The 15,146-nt window shown below is 58.8% G+C and carries 15 protein-coding genes and 1 pseudogene; 10 read left to right on the top strand and 6 right to left on the bottom strand.

From position 1 onward, the window contains the following. Positions 1 to 35: 35 nt before the first annotated feature. Positions 36 to 1,616, top strand: a complete 1,581-nt coding sequence (locus tag BZL43_RS18330; protein WP_095633608.1) for a phospholipase D family protein — start codon at positions 36 to 38, stop codon at positions 1,614 to 1,616. An 18-nt stretch (positions 1,617 to 1,634) separates the two neighbouring features. Here the strand turns inward: BZL43_RS18330 and BZL43_RS18335 are convergent, their stop codons facing one another. Both BZL43_RS18335 and BZL43_RS18340 read right to left on the bottom strand, forming a co-directional pair. After that, positions 1,635 to 2,780, bottom strand: coding sequence for an MFS transporter (locus BZL43_RS18335; RefSeq protein WP_095633609.1), 1,146 nt, complete (start codon positions 2,778 to 2,780; stop codon positions 1,635 to 1,637). 182 nt (positions 2,781 to 2,962) lie between these two features. After that, the gene (locus BZL43_RS18340; RefSeq protein ID WP_095633610.1) at positions 2,963 to 4,456 is read right to left on the bottom strand and encodes an aldehyde dehydrogenase; all 1,494 of its coding nucleotides are present in this window, start codon (positions 4,454 to 4,456) and stop codon (positions 2,963 to 2,965) included. Between the two features lie 229 nt (positions 4,457 to 4,685). Between BZL43_RS18340 and BZL43_RS18345 the strand changes: the two genes are divergently transcribed. Next, complete coding sequence (locus tag BZL43_RS18345; protein WP_095633611.1) at positions 4,686 to 5,048, top strand: cupin domain-containing protein; 363 nt, start codon at positions 4,686 to 4,688, stop codon at positions 5,046 to 5,048. Positions 5,049 to 5,234: 186 nt separating this feature from the next. Here BZL43_RS18345 and rpmG read toward each other — a convergent pair whose 3' ends face one another. Together rpmG and rpmB are read right to left on the bottom strand one after the other, a co-directional pair. After that, positions 5,235 to 5,390: a 50S ribosomal protein L33 gene (rpmG, locus tag BZL43_RS18350; RefSeq protein ID WP_007894709.1), complete on the bottom strand. Its 156-nt coding sequence runs from the start codon at positions 5,388 to 5,390 to the stop codon at positions 5,235 to 5,237. A gap of 11 nt (positions 5,391 to 5,401) precedes the next feature. After that, on the bottom strand, positions 5,402 to 5,635 hold the full coding sequence (rpmB, locus tag BZL43_RS18355; protein ID WP_007894701.1) for a 50S ribosomal protein L28: 234 nt from the start codon (positions 5,633 to 5,635) through the stop codon (positions 5,402 to 5,404). A 447-nt stretch (positions 5,636 to 6,082) separates the two neighbouring features. Between rpmB and BZL43_RS18360 the strand changes: the two genes are divergently transcribed. After that, positions 6,083 to 7,672, top strand: coding sequence for an ABC transporter substrate-binding protein (locus BZL43_RS18360; RefSeq protein WP_095633612.1), 1,590 nt, complete (start codon positions 6,083 to 6,085; stop codon positions 7,670 to 7,672). Between the two features lie 78 nt (positions 7,673 to 7,750). Here the strand turns inward: BZL43_RS18360 and radC are convergent, their stop codons facing one another. Beyond that, positions 7,751 to 8,425: a DNA repair protein RadC gene (gene radC / locus BZL43_RS18365; RefSeq protein ID WP_095633613.1), complete on the bottom strand. Its 675-nt coding sequence runs from the start codon at positions 8,423 to 8,425 to the stop codon at positions 7,751 to 7,753. 135 nt (positions 8,426 to 8,560) lie between these two features. Here radC and coaBC point away from each other — a divergent pair, with 135 nt between their 5' ends. The 6 genes and pseudogenes from coaBC (at position 8,561) to BZL43_RS18395 (ending at position 13,282) form a co-directional block, all read left to right on the top strand. Further along, complete coding sequence (gene coaBC / locus BZL43_RS18370; RefSeq protein WP_095633614.1) at positions 8,561 to 9,769, top strand: bifunctional phosphopantothenoylcysteine decarboxylase/phosphopantothenate--cysteine ligase CoaBC; 1,209 nt, start codon at positions 8,561 to 8,563, stop codon at positions 9,767 to 9,769. A 5-nt stretch (positions 9,770 to 9,774) separates the two neighbouring features. Continuing rightward, the gene (gene dut / locus BZL43_RS18375) at positions 9,775 to 10,230 is read left to right on the top strand and encodes a dUTP diphosphatase (protein ID WP_007894692.1); all 456 of its coding nucleotides are present in this window, start codon (positions 9,775 to 9,777) and stop codon (positions 10,228 to 10,230) included. A 64-nt stretch (positions 10,231 to 10,294) separates the two neighbouring features. Beyond that, positions 10,295 to 10,495: a hypothetical protein gene (locus BZL43_RS18380; protein WP_095633615.1), complete on the top strand. Its 201-nt coding sequence runs from the start codon at positions 10,295 to 10,297 to the stop codon at positions 10,493 to 10,495. Next, a pseudogene (locus BZL43_RS18385) lies at positions 10,486 to 11,889 on the top strand (phosphomannomutase/phosphoglucomutase); the annotation flags it as partial. The gene BZL43_RS18380 and the pseudogene BZL43_RS18385, both read left to right, overlap by 10 nt. A gap of 25 nt (positions 11,890 to 11,914) precedes the next feature. Next, positions 11,915 to 12,820 carry an acetylglutamate kinase gene (gene argB / locus BZL43_RS18390; RefSeq protein WP_007894690.1) on the top strand — a complete coding sequence of 302 codons (906 nt, stop codon included), beginning with the start codon at positions 11,915 to 11,917 and terminating at the stop codon, positions 12,818 to 12,820. Positions 12,821 to 13,021: 201 nt separating this feature from the next. Beyond that, positions 13,022 to 13,282, top strand: a complete 261-nt coding sequence (locus tag BZL43_RS18395; RefSeq protein ID WP_095633617.1) for a hypothetical protein — start codon at positions 13,022 to 13,024, stop codon at positions 13,280 to 13,282. A 206-nt stretch (positions 13,283 to 13,488) separates the two neighbouring features. On the opposite strand, the gene pyrE is transcribed toward BZL43_RS18395, so the two are convergent. Continuing rightward, the gene (pyrE, locus tag BZL43_RS18400) at positions 13,489 to 14,133 is read right to left on the bottom strand and encodes an orotate phosphoribosyltransferase (protein WP_095633618.1); all 645 of its coding nucleotides are present in this window, start codon (positions 14,131 to 14,133) and stop codon (positions 13,489 to 13,491) included. 81 nt (positions 14,134 to 14,214) lie between these two features. Between pyrE and BZL43_RS18405 the strand changes: the two genes are divergently transcribed. Further along, positions 14,215 to 14,994, top strand: coding sequence for an exodeoxyribonuclease III (locus BZL43_RS18405; RefSeq protein WP_007934608.1), 780 nt, complete (start codon positions 14,215 to 14,217; stop codon positions 14,992 to 14,994). Positions 14,995 to 15,146 lie beyond the last annotated feature (152 nt).

The raw sequence follows: 15,146 nt of genomic DNA on the forward strand, positions 1-15,146 counted from the left end.
CCATATGCTAACCGCCACCATCCGGAATACGCTCCGTGAGAATCAGACAGCCCCTGCTTGCTCTTCTGTTACTCGCCTCGCTCCTCGGTGGTTGTACAACACTCAATGTCCCCCGCGAACCAAGTCAGGCCCTCCCCGCGACCGATTCGGCGTTCGGCCGCTCGATCCAGGCCCAGGCAGCTCCCTACAAGGGCCAATCGGGCTTTCGCTTGCTCTCCGATAGCGCCGAGGCCTTCACCGCCCGCGCCGAGCTTATTCGCATGGCTCAAAGCAGCCTCGATCTGCAGTACTACATCGTCAATGACGGCATCAGTACACGAATACTGGTGAGCGAATTGCTCAAGGCCGCCGACCGCGGCGTGCGAGTGCGGATTCTGCTCGACGACACCACCAGCGATGGCCTGGACCGAATCATCGCGACCCTCGCCGCACACCCGAAGATTCAGATCCGCGTGTTCAACCCGCTGCACCTGGGCCGCAGCACCGGCGTTACGCGAGCCATGGGCCGGTTCTTAAACCTGTCGCAGCAACACCGGCGCATGCACAACAAACTGTGGGTGGCGGACAACAGCGCAGCGATCGTTGGCGGGCGTAACCTGGGGGACGAGTATTTCGATGCCGAGCCTAACCTCAATTTCACCGACATCGACATGCTCAGTGTCGGCCCGGTTGCAGAGCAGTTGGGACACAGCTTCGACCAATACTGGAACAGCGCCCTGAGCAAGCCGATCGAGCAGTTCCTTTCGACCAGGCCGACAGCCAGGGATCTGAGAAATACCCGGACCCGACTGGACGAATCCCTGGAGGAAACACGCAAACAGGATCACGCGCTTTATCAGCAATTGATGGCCTATACCACTCAGCCGCGTCTGGATGCCTGGCGTCGGGAGCTGATCTGGGCCTGGAACCAGGCATTGTGGGACGCACCAAGCAAGGTGCTGTCCGACGGCGAACCTGACCCGCACTTGTTGTTGACCACCCAGTTGGCGCCCGAGCTCAATGGGGTCAGCAAAGAGCTGATCATGGTCTCGGCCTACCTCGTACCCGGCCAACCGGGGCTGGTTTACCTGACCGATCGCGCCGATGCCGGCGTATCGATCAGTGTGCTGACCAACTCGCTGGAAGCCACCGACGTACCGGCCGCGCACGGTGGTTACGCACCTTATCGCAAAGCCTTGCTGGAGCATGGCGTGCAGCTGTTCGAATTACGCCGTCAGCCCGGCGACAATGGAGACAACGGCGGTAGCGGACCGAGCCTGTTTCACAGTGGCAGCAGCTCCTACCGCTCCGACTCCAGCCTGCACAGCAAGGCGATGATTTTCGACCGACAGAAAGCCTTTATCGGCTCGTTCAATTTCGACCCGCGCTCGGTACTTTGGAACACCGAAGTCGGGGTCCTGGTAGACAACCCGCAGCTCGCCGGGCGGGTGCGGGAACTGGCACTGGAGGGCATGGCACCCGCCCTCAGCTATCAAGCCCGGCTGGAAAAGGGGCAGATCGTCTGGGTCACCGAAGATGACGGCAAGCAGCGCACATTGACCAAAGAACCGGGGGGTTGGTGGCGACACTTCAATTCATGGCTCAGCAGCATGGTTGGCCTGGAGCGGATGTTGTAGAGCGACTTTGCGCAGCGTTCAGGCCGATTCGGCAACCACACCAAACGCCCCTTGCCGCGAGACCAGAATCACCAGCCCCAACGCGCCCGCCGCCATTAGCAACGGCAAGGCATGCCCGCTGATCCACTGACTCCCGGCACCGGCCGCCAAGGGCCCGATCAGGCAACCAATTCCCCATAGCTGTGCGATATGAGCATTGGCGCGCACCAAGGCATCGTCGCGATAACGCTCGCCAATCAAAATCAGCGACAAGGTGAACAAACCGCCGGCACTGGCGCCAAACAATACCCATAGCGGCCAGATCAGTAGCGTGTCGATCAATAGTGGAATGGCCAGGCTCGACAGCAGCAAAAGCAGCGCACAACCGGTGAACAACATACGCCGTGACAAGCGATCGGCCAGCGCGCCAATCGGCAATTGCAACAAGGCATCCCCCACCACCACTGTGCTGACCATGGCCAAGGCGATTTCCGTGGTGAAGCCCTGACGCAGGCAATAGACCGGCAACAAGGTCAAGATCATCGCTTCGAACGCTGCGAACAGCGACACCGCCCAGGCAATCGCCGGCAAGCCGCGGCAGAACGCCAACAGGTTACCCAAGGTCACGCTGCAGGCTTCGCTGGTGGGGGCGCCGCTGCGGCCCCACAACAGGAGCGGTGATGTCATCAGCAAACCGACGCCGACCCAAAAACCATAATCATGCTCGGTGCCCAGCGCCCCCAACAGTAACGGCCCGGCCAGTTGGCTCAACGCGTAACTGCTGCCATACAACGCCACCAGTCGACCGCGCCATTGCTCGACCACCAGTTGGTTGATCCAGCTTTCACCGAGGATGAAGACAAGCGTCAGGATCACCCCGATCATCAACCGCAACACCAGCCAGACCGGGTAGCTTGGCCACACGGCCAATAACCCGATGGACACCGCTCCGGCCCACAGGCACAGGCACATCAGATTGGCGGTGCCAAGACGGGCCGCAAGGTGGCTGGAGATCTTCGCTCCCAGCAGTACGCCAATGGCCGGCATCGCTGCCATCACGCCGATCGCAAACGAGCCGTAACCCCAGCCTTCCAGACGCAGCGACACCAACGGCATGCTGACACCCAAGGCCAGGCCGACACTCAAGACAGACGCCAAAACGGCGAAATACGTCGCCCAACGCATGTTCCACGCTCCTGTGGATATTCTTATGTACAGCGCAAAAAACTGTGGGAGCGGGCTTGCCCGCGATGGCGTCTTAACATTCAACATAGAGGTTGGCTGTCAGCGCTATCGCGGGCAAGCCCGCTCCCACAGGGGATCGCGTCGTTCAGGCGCCCGATTTATTCGCGGGCTCCCTAACGGGCTTACAACTTGATCCAGGTCGCCTTCAGCTCGGTGTACTTGTCGAACGCATGCAGTGATTTGTCGCGACCGTTGCCCGACTGTTTGAAACCACCGAACGGCGCGGTCATGTCGCCACCATCGTATTGATTGACCCACACGCTACCGGCACGCAAAGCCTTGGCGGTCAGATGAGCCTTGGAGATGTCGGCGGTCCAGACTGCAGCAGCCAGACCGTAAGGCGTGTCGTTGGCGATCTGGATGGCTTCTTCAGCGCTGTCGAAGGTGATGACCGACAACACCGGACCGAAGATTTCTTCCTGAGCAATTTTCATCGCGTTGCTCACGCCATCGAAAATCGTTGGCTCGACGTAAGTACCACCGGTTTCCTGAAGAATGCGCTTGCCGCCCGCCACCAGTTTCGCACCATCGGTGTGACCGGATTCGATGTAAGCCAACACAGTGTTCATTTGCTGGGTATCCACCAGCGCACCGACATTGGTAGCCGGGTCCAGCGGATTGCCAGGTTTCCAGGTTTTCAGGGCCTCGATCACCAGCGGCAGGAATTTGTCCTTGATCGAACGCTCGACCAGCAGGCGCGAACCGGCGGTGCAGACCTCGCCCTGGTTGAAGGCGATGGCACCGGCGGCGGCTTCGGCGGCGGCTTGCAGGTCCGGCGCATCGGCAAACACGATGTTCGGGCTCTTGCCGCCAGCTTCCAGCCAAACGCGCTTCATGTTCGATTCGCCGGAGTAGATCAACAGTTGCTTGGCGATCTTGGTCGAACCGGTGAACACCAGCGTGTCGACGTCGTTGTGCAGGGCCAGGGCCTTGCCGACGGTGTGACCGTAGCCCGGCAACACGTTCAGCACACCTTTCGGGATACCGGCCTCAACCGCCAGCGCCGCGATGCGAATCGCCGTCAGCGGCGATTTTTCCGAAGGCTTGAGGATTACCGAGTTACCGGTGGACAGCGCCGGGCCGAGTTTCCAGCAGGCCATCATCAACGGGAAGTTCCAGGGCACGATCGCTCCAACCACGCCGACTGGCTCGCGAGTCACCAGACCCAACTGATCGTGCGGGGTGGCAGCGACTTCGTCATAGATCTTGTCGATGGCTTCGCCGCTCCAGCTCAGGGCTTGCGCCGCGCCGGGAACGTCGATGTACAGGGAATCGCTGATGGGCTTGCCCATGTCCAGGGTTTCGAGCAGGGCCAGCTCTTCGGCGTGCTGTTTGAGCAGGCCGGCAAAACGAATCATGGTGGCTTTGCGTTTGGTTGGCGCCAGGCGCGACCAGACGCCGGAATTGAAAGTGGCGCGAGCGTTGTCAACGGCACGCTGGGCGTCGGCGGCGTCACAGCTGGCAATCTTGCCCAGCAGACGGCCATCGACGGGGCTGATGCACTCGAAAGTCTCACCAGAGACTGCATCGGTGTATTCACCATTGATGTAGGCGCGGCCTTCGATCTTCAGATCGCGAGCCCGTTGTTCCCAGTCGGCACGAGTCAGGGTGGTCATTCGAGTGTCCTCCTCTTATTGAATACGAGTGCCCCCGCATTCTGCGCGGGCGCTGTCAGGAATTCTGCCCGGCCAGCCTGCTTTTTCGGCTCAAGGCAACCGTTACCCTAAACCAGCGGCCGGTGAAGTTTCAATATATTTGACACAAAGCCGGCAAACGGCCTTGCGATGTTCATTTTAATAAACATAGACTTTCAACTTTCCAGCGCAATCATGGGGGAATACCAGCATGAGCATTCAGGATATCGTCGATTTCAGCCAGGCCAACCCAAAGCCCGATCGTTATCGGCCCGACCCGGCAAAAATCCTCAAGGGCGACCCTGAGCAAGCGGTGTACAACCATTACAACAGCCCGTGCGGCCAGATGAATGCGGGTGTTTGGGAAGGCGAAGTCGGCCAATGGCTAGTGAACTACACCGAGCACGAATATTGCGAAATCGTTCAGGGGGTTTCAGTGCTGCGCGACAACGATGGCAACGCCAAGACCCTGCGTGTGGGCGATCGTTTCGTAATCCCGGCCGGGTTCAAAGGCAGCTGGGAGGTGCTGGAGCCTTGCCGCAAGATTTATGTGGTGTTTGAACAGAAGGCCTGAAGATTTGTGTTGCTTGGGCCGGCTTCATCGCGGGCAAGCCCGCTCCACAGGGATCTGTGTCGATCATAAAACCTGTGGGAGCGGGCTTGCCCGCGATGAGGCCCTGCCAGACAACACCAACCCACAGGCAACAAAAAAGGCCCGTATCTCGCGATACGGGCCTTTTTCGTAAGAGAGAAAAATCAATTACTTGATTTTGCCTTCTTTGTAGATCACGTGCTTGCGAACAACCGGATCAAATTTCTTGATCTCGATTTTGTCCGGCGTAGTGCGCTTGTTCTTGTCGGTAGTGTAGAAGTGACCAGTACCGGCGCTCGAAATCAAACGAATCAATTCACGCATGATTAGCTCCCTTAGATCTTGCCAGCTTTGCGGATTTCGGCCAGCACGACAGTGATGCCACGCTTGTCGATGATACGCATGCCTTTGGCAGATACGCGCAGACGCACGAAACGTTTCTCTTCTTCAACCCAGAAGCGGTGATGCTGCAGGTTCGGCAGGAAACGACGACGGGTTTTGTTGTTTGCGTGGGAAATGTTATTCCCAGTCACCGGACCCTTACCGGTAACTTGACAGACTCTCGACATGCCTCAGCCCTCTAAAACCACATGCCCAACCCGGCATGGGTTGGCCGCTTAATCTCTCAGTCATTTGGCGCCAGGCGCCGCGTTTCTTTAAGGGTCTTACCGGCTACACCTACAAACGAAGGAACCGGGCCCCTAGAAAAGAGCGCTGCTTTATACCAGAAAGACTAGAGAGCAACAACAACCGGTGCACATTGAATTGATAAAAACCCGGTTTTTCGGGCGCCGAGTGCCTTGGACAAAGGCTGCGCCCGAAAATGACCGCTCGTCGCAGAGCATCGGCCAATCGGCCAATTCCAGGTTTTCCTCAACCATCACTCACCAAAAACAATCGTCCATACTCCCCTTAAAACGAAAAAGGGGATAGTCATTTGCAAAAGAGCCCACTAGGGTAAGCCTTTTCCAGACTGCACTTGCAGATGGGCCTTCGATCTGTAAAGGAATCCGACCATGCGCCTCGCTGCCCTACCGCTGCTGCTCGCACCGCTTCTACTGAGCCCACAGGCTATGGCTGCCGCCCTGAGCGTCTGCACCGAAGCCAGCCCGGAAGGGTTCGATGTGGTGCAATACAATTCGCTGACCACCACCAACGCCTCGGCAGACGTACTGATGGACCGCCTGGTGGACTTCGACACGGCCAGCGGCAAAGTGGTCGCCAGCCTGGCGGACAGCTGGGAAGTCACGCCCGACGGCCTGACTTACGTTTTCAAACTGCACCCGCAAGTGAAATTTCACCGCACCGAATACTTCAGCCCGACACGTGAACTGACCGCCGAAGATGTGAAGTTCAGCTTCGACCGCATGCTCGACCCGGCGAACCCATGGCACAAAGTTGCCCAGAGCGGCTTCCCGCACGCTCAGTCGATGCAGTTACCCGCGCTGATCAAGAAGATTGACGCATTGGACCCGCTGACCATCCGCTTCACCCTCGACCACCCGGACTCGACTTTCCTGCCCACCCTGAGCATGGGTTTCGCCTCGATCTATTCGGCCGAGTACGCGGACAAACTGCTGAAAGCCGGCACCCCGGAGAAACTCAACAGCCAGCCGATCGGCAGTGGCCCGTTCATCTTCACGCGCTTCCAGAAAGACGCGTCGATTCGTTACAAGGCCAACCCGGATTATTTCCGTGGCAAACCTTCGGTGGACCCGCTGATTTTCGCCATCACCCCGGATGCCAACGTGCGCTTGCAGAAGTTGCGCCGCAACGAGTGCCAGATCGCCCTGTCGCCCAAGCCTCTGGACGTACAGGCCGCGCTGAAAGAGCCAACCCTGAAAGTCGAAAAGACTGACGCTTTCATGACCGCATTCGTCGGCATCAACAGCCAGCATCCACCGCTGGACAAACCTGAAGTACGCCAGGCGATCAATCTCGCGTTCGATAAGGCCAATTACGTCAAGGCCGTGTTCGAAGACACCGCCGAACCCGCCAACGGCCCCTATCCGCCCAATACCTGGAGCTACGCCAAAGGCTTGCCGGGCTACTCACATGACGTCGAAAAGGCGCGCGCGTTGATGGCCAAGGCCGGGCTCAAGAATGGTTTCCAGACCACCATCTGGACCCGCCCATCCGGCAGCCTGCTCAACCCCAATCCGAGTCTCGGCGCGCAATTGCTGCAGTCCGATCTGGCGGAAATCGGCATCCAGGCCGAGATTCGTGTGATCGAATGGGGCGAGCTGATTCGCCGCGCCAAGGCCGGCGAACACGATCTGCTGTTCATGGGCTGGGCTGGTGATAACGGCGACCCGGATAACTTCCTCACGCCGCAGTTTTCCTGCGCGGGGGTCAAGTCCGGCACCAACTTCGCCCGCTACTGTAATCACGACCTGGACAAACTGATCAGCGCCGGCAAGACCACCGGCGAACAAGGTGTCCGCACAAAGCTCTACGAACAGGCCCAGGCGCAGATCCAGCAGCAGGCATTGTGGCTGCCACTGGCGCATCCGACTGCGTTTGCGTTGACGCGCAAGAATGTCGAGGGTTATCAGGTCAGCCCGTTCGGCCGGCAGGACTATTCAAAAATCAGCTTCAAGCCATAAGCTACAAGCGGCAAGCTCAAGCATTCCGCGCACTGCTCTGGCTTGCCGCTTGAAACTCGAAGCTTACCGCTGCTTCCCTTACATCCACCCATACTCGGCCATGGACAGCGGATCGCCGTCACCGACGATGAAATGATCGAGCACCCGCACATCGATCAGGTCCAGCGCCTCTTGCAGGCGCTTGGTCAGCATTCGGTCTGCCTGACTGGGGTCGGGATTACCCGACGGATGGTTGTGGCACAGGATCAGCGCCGCGGCGTTATGGGCCAGGGCGCGTTTGACCACCTGCCGTGGATAGACGCTGGTGTTGTCGATGGAGCCGCGGAACAGCGCTTCGAATGCTAATACCCGGTGTTTGGAATCCAGAAACAGGCAGCCAAACACCTCGTGGAGCTCATGACGGAGCATCGACTTCAGGTAATCACGGACAACCTGCGGATTTTCCAGCGCCGACTTGTAGCGCGAGCGTTCAGCCAAATGCCGTCTGCCCATTTCCTGGACGGCCTGCAATTGAGCGAATTTCGCGGGTCCGAGCCCTAATTGTTTGCTGAATGTTTTTTGATCAGCCTCCAGTAGCGAGCGCAGGCCGCCAAACTGACTCAACAAGTGTCGTGCCAGGTCTACCGCACTCTTGCCGGATACACCGGTACGCAAAAAAATCGCCAACAGTTCGGCGTCGGAAAGACTCGTCGGGCCTAATTCCAGTAACCTCTCCCGCGGCCGCTCGGCCGCCGGCCAATCGCGAATGCTCATAACACCTCCATGTCTGTGGGCGCCGCTGTTCCGTAGCGGTCGCTGTGATATCGTAGCCCATCTTTTTTGCGGGCGATTTCACTCCTGGGGAGGGGGTATCGCAACGCAGTCATCAACGAAATGAAAGGCAGACCTATGCAGCGGCTGTATCGGAAACGCATCGTTCTGGGCGTCGGCGGCGGTATTGCTGCCTACAAGAGCGCCGAGCTGGTTCGCCGCCTGATCGACCAGGGCGCCGAAGTACGCGTGGTCATGACCCGTGGCGGCAGCGAATTCATTACCCCGCTGACCATGCAGGCCTTGTCCGGGCATCCGGTCCATCTCGATTTGCTGGACCCTGCGGCCGAAGCCGCGATGGGCCACATCGAGCTGGCCAAATGGGCCGATCTGGTACTGATCGCCCCCGCCACCGCGGACCTGATTGCCCGGCTGGCCCAGGGCATCGCCGACGACCTGCTGACCACGCTGGTGCTGGCCACCGACGCGGTGGTGGCCGTTGCTCCGGCGATGAACCAGGCCATGTGGCGCGACCCAGCAACCCAAGCCAATCTGCAAACCCTCGAAAGCCGCAACTTCAAAGTCTTCGGTCCGGCCTCTGGCAGCCAGGCCTGCGGCGACGTCGGCATGGGCCGCATGCTCGAAGCCACCGACCTCGCCCAGTGCGCGGCTGAGTGCTTCCAGCGCCAGGCGCTGACCGGCAAGCACGTGTTGATCACCGCCGGCCCGACCCAGGAAAACATCGACCCGGTGCGCTACATCACCAACCACAGCTCCGGCAAAATGGGCTTTGCCCTGGCCGAAGCCGCGGTAGAAGCCGGCGCCCGTGTAACCTTGATCACCGGTCCCGTGCACCTGCCGACCCCGGATCGCGTCACGCGTATCGACGTGGTCAGTGCCCGCGACATGCTCGCCGCCTGTGAAGCGTCGATACCTTGCGACCTGTTCATCGCCTCGGCTGCGGTCGCGGACTACCGCCCGGAAGTCGTCGCCCCACAGAAACTCAAGAAAGATCCTACGAACGGCGACGGCTTGTTGCTACAGATGGTGCGCAACCCGGACATCCTGGCCACCATCGCCACCCGTCCTGACCGCCCGTTCAGTGTCGGTTTCGCCGCCGAAACCGAACATTTGCTCGATTACGCTGCCCGCAAGTTGAAAGACAAGAACCTCGATCTGATCGTCGCCAATGACGTCGCGAACCCGAGTATTGGCTTCAACAGCGAAGAAAACGCCTGCAGCGTGATCGACCGTGAGCTGCACGCCACACTCTTCGCCCAGACCAGCAAGAGCAAAATCGCTCGCCAGCTGATCACCTTTATCGCCGAACGTCTGAACCAGGTTTAATTTACATGCACGCTTTGCAAGCCAAGATCCTCGATCCTCGCATCGGTACTGAATTCCCGCTGCCGCAGTACGCCACGCCAGGCTCCGCCGGCCTCGACCTGCGCGCCATGCTGGAAAAAGACACCGTTATCAAGCCCGGCGAAACCCTGCTGATTCCGACAGGCTTGTCTGTCTACATTGGCGATCCAGGTTTGGCCGCGCTGATCCTGCCGCGCTCCGGCCTTGGCCATAAGCACGGTATCGTGCTGGGCAATCTGGTCGGCCTGATCGACTCCGATTACCAGGGCCCGCTGATGGTGTCGTGCTGGAACCGTGGCCAGACCGATTTCAACATGGTGGTAGGCGAACGCCTGGCACAATTGGTGCTGGTACCGGTCGTTCAAGCGCATTTTGAAATGGTCGAAGAATTTGTCGAAACCCAGCGCGGCACCGGCGGTTTCGGACACTCGGGCAGCCATTGACCATCGGCATTCAGGCCGGGAACCCTGCCCGGCCTGAATGCCCTCTGCATTTTAAGGATGAAAATTGCAAAGACGTCATCTGGAAGGTTTACCACTGGAAATCAAGGCATTGGCCGGCCAATTGCTTGCCAATGCTGATGGCATGGCCTTTTCGCACCACGAACTCTCTGCCGAAAACGCCGTCATACCCTTCAGTTTGAGCCAGCCCACGCGCTTTTCGCAGGCTTGTCCAACCACTTTAGAGATGGAGCATTTCCAGAAATGAGCACCCAAGCCCAAGTCGCACCCACGTTCCCCGACAGCATTTTCCGCGCCTACGACATTCGTGGCACCGTCCCGGAATTCTTGAACGCTGAAACCGCTTATTGGCTTGGTCGCGCCATCGGCTCCCAGAGCCTGGCCCAGAACGAACCCAACGTATCCGTCGGCCGTGACGGTCGCCTGTCCGGCCCGGAGCTGGTGGAACAACTGATCCAGGGCCTGGCCGACAGCGGCTGCCACGTCAGCGACGTCGGCCTGGTGCCAACCCCCGCGCTGTACTATGCCGCCAACGTATTGGCCGGCAAATCCGGCGTGATGCTCACCGGCAGCCACAACCCGTCGAACTACAACGGCTTCAAGATCGTCATTGCTGGCGACACGCTGGCCAATGAACAGATCCAGGCCCTGCACGAACGCCTCAAGACCAACAATCTGAGCAGCGGCAAGGGCAGCATCACCCAGGTCGAGATCCTCGACCGTTACAACACGGAAATCGTCCAGGACATCAAACTCGCACGCCGCCTGAAAGTGGTGGTCGATTGCGGTAACGGCGCGGCCGGTGTAATCGCCCCGCAGCTGATCGAAGCCCTGAACTGCGAAGTCATCCCGCTGTTCTGCGAAGTCGACGGCAATTTCCCGAACCACCACCCGGACCCGGGCAAACCTGAAAACCTCGTCGACCTGATCGCCAAGGTCAAGGAAACCAACGCCGACCTGGGCCTGGCTTTCGATGGCGACGGCGACCGTGTGGGCGTCGTGACCAACACCGGCAGCATTGTCTTCCCTGATCGCCTGTTGATGCTGTTCGCCCGCGACGTCGTGGCGCGCAACCCGAATGCGGAAATCATCTTCGACGTCAAATGCACCCGCCGCCTGATCCCGCTGATCAAGGAATATGGCGGTCGGCCGCTGATGTGGAAAACCGGTCACTCGCTGATCAAAAAGAAAATGAAACAGTCCGGCGCCCTGTTGGCAGGCGAAATGAGCGGGCACATCTTCTTCAAGGAGCGCTGGTTCGGTTTCGATGATGGCATTTATGCCGCTGCACGGCTGCTGGAGATCCTCAGCAAGGAAAAATCCACCGCGGAAGAGCTGTTCGCCACCTTCCCGAACGATATTTCTACGCCAGAGATCAATATCCATGTGACCGAAGAGAGCAAATTCAGCATCATTGATGCTCTGCACGATGCGCAGTGGGGCGAAGGCGCCGACCTGACCACCATTGACGGCGTGCGAGTCGACTACGCCAAAGGCTGGGGCCTGGTTCGCGCCTCCAACACCACACCGGTGCTGGTGCTGCGCTTCGAGGCCGATGACGAGGCTGAACTGCAGCGCATCAAGGATGTGTTCCACGCCCAGCTGAAGCGCGTTGCACCTGATCTCCAATTACCGTTTTGATCTATTGATGCACCCGGAGCCCTGAATGACCCTCGAACGCGAAGCCGCCGCCAACACCGCCAAGGTCCTGTCCGAAGCGCTGCCTTACATTCGCCGCTATGTCGGCAAGACGCTGGTGATCAAATACGGCGGCAACGCGATGGAAAGCGAGGAGCTGAAAACCGGCTTCGCCCGCGATATCGTGCTGATGAAAGCCGTGGGCATCAATCCGGTGGTAGTACATGGTGGCGGTCCGCAAATCGGCGACCTGCTCAAGCGCCTGTCGATCGAGAGCCACTTCATCGATGGTATGCGCGTGACTGACGCGCAAACCATGGACGTGGTGGAAATGGTCCTAGGCGGCCAGGTCAACAAAGACATCGTCAACCTGATCAACCGTCATGGCGGCAGCGCCATTGGCCTGACCGGTAAAGATGCCGAGCTGATTCGCGCGAAAAAGCTCACTGTCACCCGTCAGACACCGGAAATGACCCAGCCGGAGATCATCGACATCGGCCACGTCGGTGAAGTGGTCGGAATCAACACCGACCTGTTGAACCTGCTGGTCAAAGGCGACTTCATTCCGGTGATCGCGCCAATCGGTGTCGGCGCCAACGGCGAGTCGTACAACATCAACGCTGACCTGGTGGCCGGTAAAGTGGCCGAAGCGCTGAAAGCTGAAAAGCTGATGCTGCTGACCAACATCGCCGGCCTGATGGACAAGTCGGGCACGGTTCTGACCGGCCTGACGACCCAACAAGTCGATGACCTGATTGCCGACGGCACTATCTACGGCGGCATGCTGCCGAAGATCCGTTGCGCGCTGGAAGCAGTACAAGGCGGTGTGGGCAGTTCGTTGATCATCGATGGCCGGGTGCCAAACGCGATTCTGCTGGAAATCTTCACCGATACCGGTGTGGGCACCTTGATCAGCAATCGCAAGCGTCACTGATTCAAACCTTAAAAAGATCGCAGCCTTCGGCAACTCCTACGACAGTGGATTTTCGGATGTACGAAAACCCTGTAGGAGCTGACGAAGTCTGCGATCTTTTTTATGCGCGCAGGAAATGCCCGACCTGACTAAGCGAAACGTCTGACATCGCGAAGTAACCAATCTGCATAGGATCTTCCCTGAGCCACAGGAGATCTACTCATGCAAAAAGACTATGTTCCATACGGCAGCGATGTTTCACCTGGCACCTATGCCTGCGTCGATTGCGACCATGAATACTCGAATCAAGCCAAGACCTCGATGCCGCCCTGCCCGCAGATCCGCAAAACCGCACACACCCGTCATGGCTGGAAAATCCTGACCGGCCAGGGCGATGCCGTTGCTGATCCGTACCCGCAAAAAACGGATAAACCCGCCGGGATCAAAAAGGCCGAGACGCTCAGCACCACCGGCAAAGAATAATTCTGGAGGACCAAGCCACCACGCAGAGCTGTCAACGATCGACGTCCAGGCACTTTGGCCCGAAACAAAAGGAATCGGCATTCAACTGAGAGGGAAATGGCGAAGATTGCACTGACAACAAAAGACCCCGCTCAGACTGGCTGAGCGGGGTCTTTTTTTGCCTGTCATCCCTGTGGGCGAGCGCTTGCCGCCCACAAAAGATGCGATTACACGCCAAATTGGGCGCGGTAGGCTTCAACTGCTGGCAGGTGTTGCTTGAGCTGCGGGTCATCTGCCAGGAACTCGAGCACCTGATTCAGCGAAACAATGCTGATCACCGGGATACCGAAGTCACGCTCCACTTCCTGGATGGCCGACAACTCGCCGTTGCCTCGTTCCTGACGGTTGAGGGCGATCAGCACGCCGGCAGCCTTGGCGCCCTCCTGGGAGGCAATGATCTGCATCACTTCCCGAATAGCGGTGCCTGCGGTGATCACGTCGTCGATGATCAGCACATCGCCGGTCAATGGCGCGCCGACCAGACTGCCGCCTTCGCCGTGGGCCTTGGCTTCCTTGCGGTTGAAGCACCATGGCAGATCACGGCCATGATGTTCGGCCAACGCGACGGCGGTAGTCGCCGCCAATGGGATGCCTTTGTAGGCCGGGCCAAACAGCACGTCGAACGAAATTCCGCTCTCGACGATGGCTGCCGCATAGAAACGGCCCAGCTGCGCCAGGGCAGAACCCGAGTTGAACAGGCCGGCATTGAAGAAGTAAGGACTGGTGCGTCCGGACTTCAGGGTGAACTCACCGAAGCGCAAAACGCCACGATCAATGGCAAAACGAATGAAGTCGCGCTGATACGCTTGCATGAAAAAACCCCAAATACCACGGATTTAGCTAATTAGGTAGACGCCGTGTATCATACCCGCACGCGATTTTTGGGGCCACTTATGCGGATCATCAGTGTGAACGTCAATGGTATTCAGGCTGCAGTCGAGCGTGGTTTGCTCAGTTGGCTGCAAGCACAGAATGCTGACGTCATCTGCCTGCAGGACACCCGCGCCTCCGCCTTTGAACTGGACGATCCAGCCTTCCAACTGGATGGCTACTTCCTTTATGCCTGCGAAGCCGAAGTTCCCGCCCAAGGTGGCGTAGCTTTGTACTCGCGGTTGCAACCGAAGGCAGTCATCAGCGGTCTCGGCTTCGAGACAGCCGACCGCTACGGGCGTTACCTGCAAGCCGATTTCGACAAGGTCAGCATCGCGACCTTGCTGCTCCCTTCGGGGCAGAACGGCGATGAAGATTTGAACCAGAAGTTCAAGCTAATGGACGACTTCGCCCGTTATCTGGATAAACAGCGACGCAAACGTCGCGAGTACATTTATTGTGGCTCGCTGTACGTGGCGCAACAGAAGCTGGATATCAAGAACTGGCGCGACAGCCAGCAATCTCCGGGCTTCCTGGCACCTGAACGTGCCTGGATGGACGAGATTGTCGGCAACATGGGTTATGTCGATGCCCTGCGTGAAGTCAGCCGTGAAGGCGACCAGTACAGCTGGTGGCCGGACAACGAACAGGCCGAGATGCTCAATCTGGGCTGGCGTTTCGACTACCAGTTGCTGACCCCGGGCCTGCGCCGCTTTGTACGCAGCGCACGCCTGCCACGTCAGCCACGGTTCTCGCAGCACGCACCGCTGATCGTGGACTACGACTGGACGCTGACAATCTAAGCGTCTTTTCGCAGATGCAAAAAAGCCGACTTCACTGTCGGCTTTTTTGTGCGCTTGATTCCTGTAGGAGCGAGGCTTGCCCGCGAAAGCGATTTAACAGCCAGTATATATGCTGGATGTGCTGGCCTCTTCGCGGGCAAGCCTCGCTCCTA

The organism is Pseudomonas sp. PICF141, from assembly GCF_002286815.1.
In the GTDB taxonomy this organism is placed as follows: domain Bacteria; phylum Pseudomonadota; class Gammaproteobacteria; order Pseudomonadales; family Pseudomonadaceae; genus Aquipseudomonas.

Excerpts from the sequence above, each read along its gene's own strand:
- BZL43_RS18335 (WP_095633609.1), bottom strand. The coding sequence starts at position 2,780 with ATGCGTTGGGCGACGTATTTCGCCGTTTTGGCGTCTGTCTTGAGTGTC.
- BZL43_RS18340 (WP_095633610.1), bottom strand. The coding sequence starts at position 4,456 with ATGACCACCCTGACTCGTGCCGACTGGGAACAACGGGCTCGCGATCTG.
- BZL43_RS18345 (WP_095633611.1), top strand. The coding sequence starts at position 4,686 with ATGAGCATTCAGGATATCGTCGATTTCAGCCAGGCCAACCCAAAGCCC.
- rpmG (WP_007894709.1), bottom strand. The coding sequence starts at position 5,390 with ATGCGTGAATTGATTCGTTTGATTTCGAGCGCCGGTACTGGTCACTTC.
- rpmB (WP_007894701.1), bottom strand. The coding sequence starts at position 5,635 with ATGTCGAGAGTCTGTCAAGTTACCGGTAAGGGTCCGGTGACTGGGAAT.
- BZL43_RS18360 (WP_095633612.1), top strand. The coding sequence starts at position 6,083 with ATGCGCCTCGCTGCCCTACCGCTGCTGCTCGCACCGCTTCTACTGAGC.
- radC (WP_095633613.1), bottom strand. The coding sequence starts at position 8,425 with ATGAGCATTCGCGATTGGCCGGCGGCCGAGCGGCCGCGGGAGAGGTTA.
- coaBC (WP_095633614.1), top strand. The coding sequence starts at position 8,561 with ATGCAGCGGCTGTATCGGAAACGCATCGTTCTGGGCGTCGGCGGCGGT.
- dut (WP_007894692.1), top strand. The coding sequence starts at position 9,775 with ATGCACGCTTTGCAAGCCAAGATCCTCGATCCTCGCATCGGTACTGAA.
- argB (WP_007894690.1), top strand. The coding sequence starts at position 11,915 with ATGACCCTCGAACGCGAAGCCGCCGCCAACACCGCCAAGGTCCTGTCC.
- BZL43_RS18395 (WP_095633617.1), top strand. The coding sequence starts at position 13,022 with ATGCAAAAAGACTATGTTCCATACGGCAGCGATGTTTCACCTGGCACC.
- pyrE (WP_095633618.1), bottom strand. The coding sequence starts at position 14,133 with ATGCAAGCGTATCAGCGCGACTTCATTCGTTTTGCCATTGATCGTGGC.
- BZL43_RS18405 (WP_007934608.1), top strand. The coding sequence starts at position 14,215 with ATGCGGATCATCAGTGTGAACGTCAATGGTATTCAGGCTGCAGTCGAG.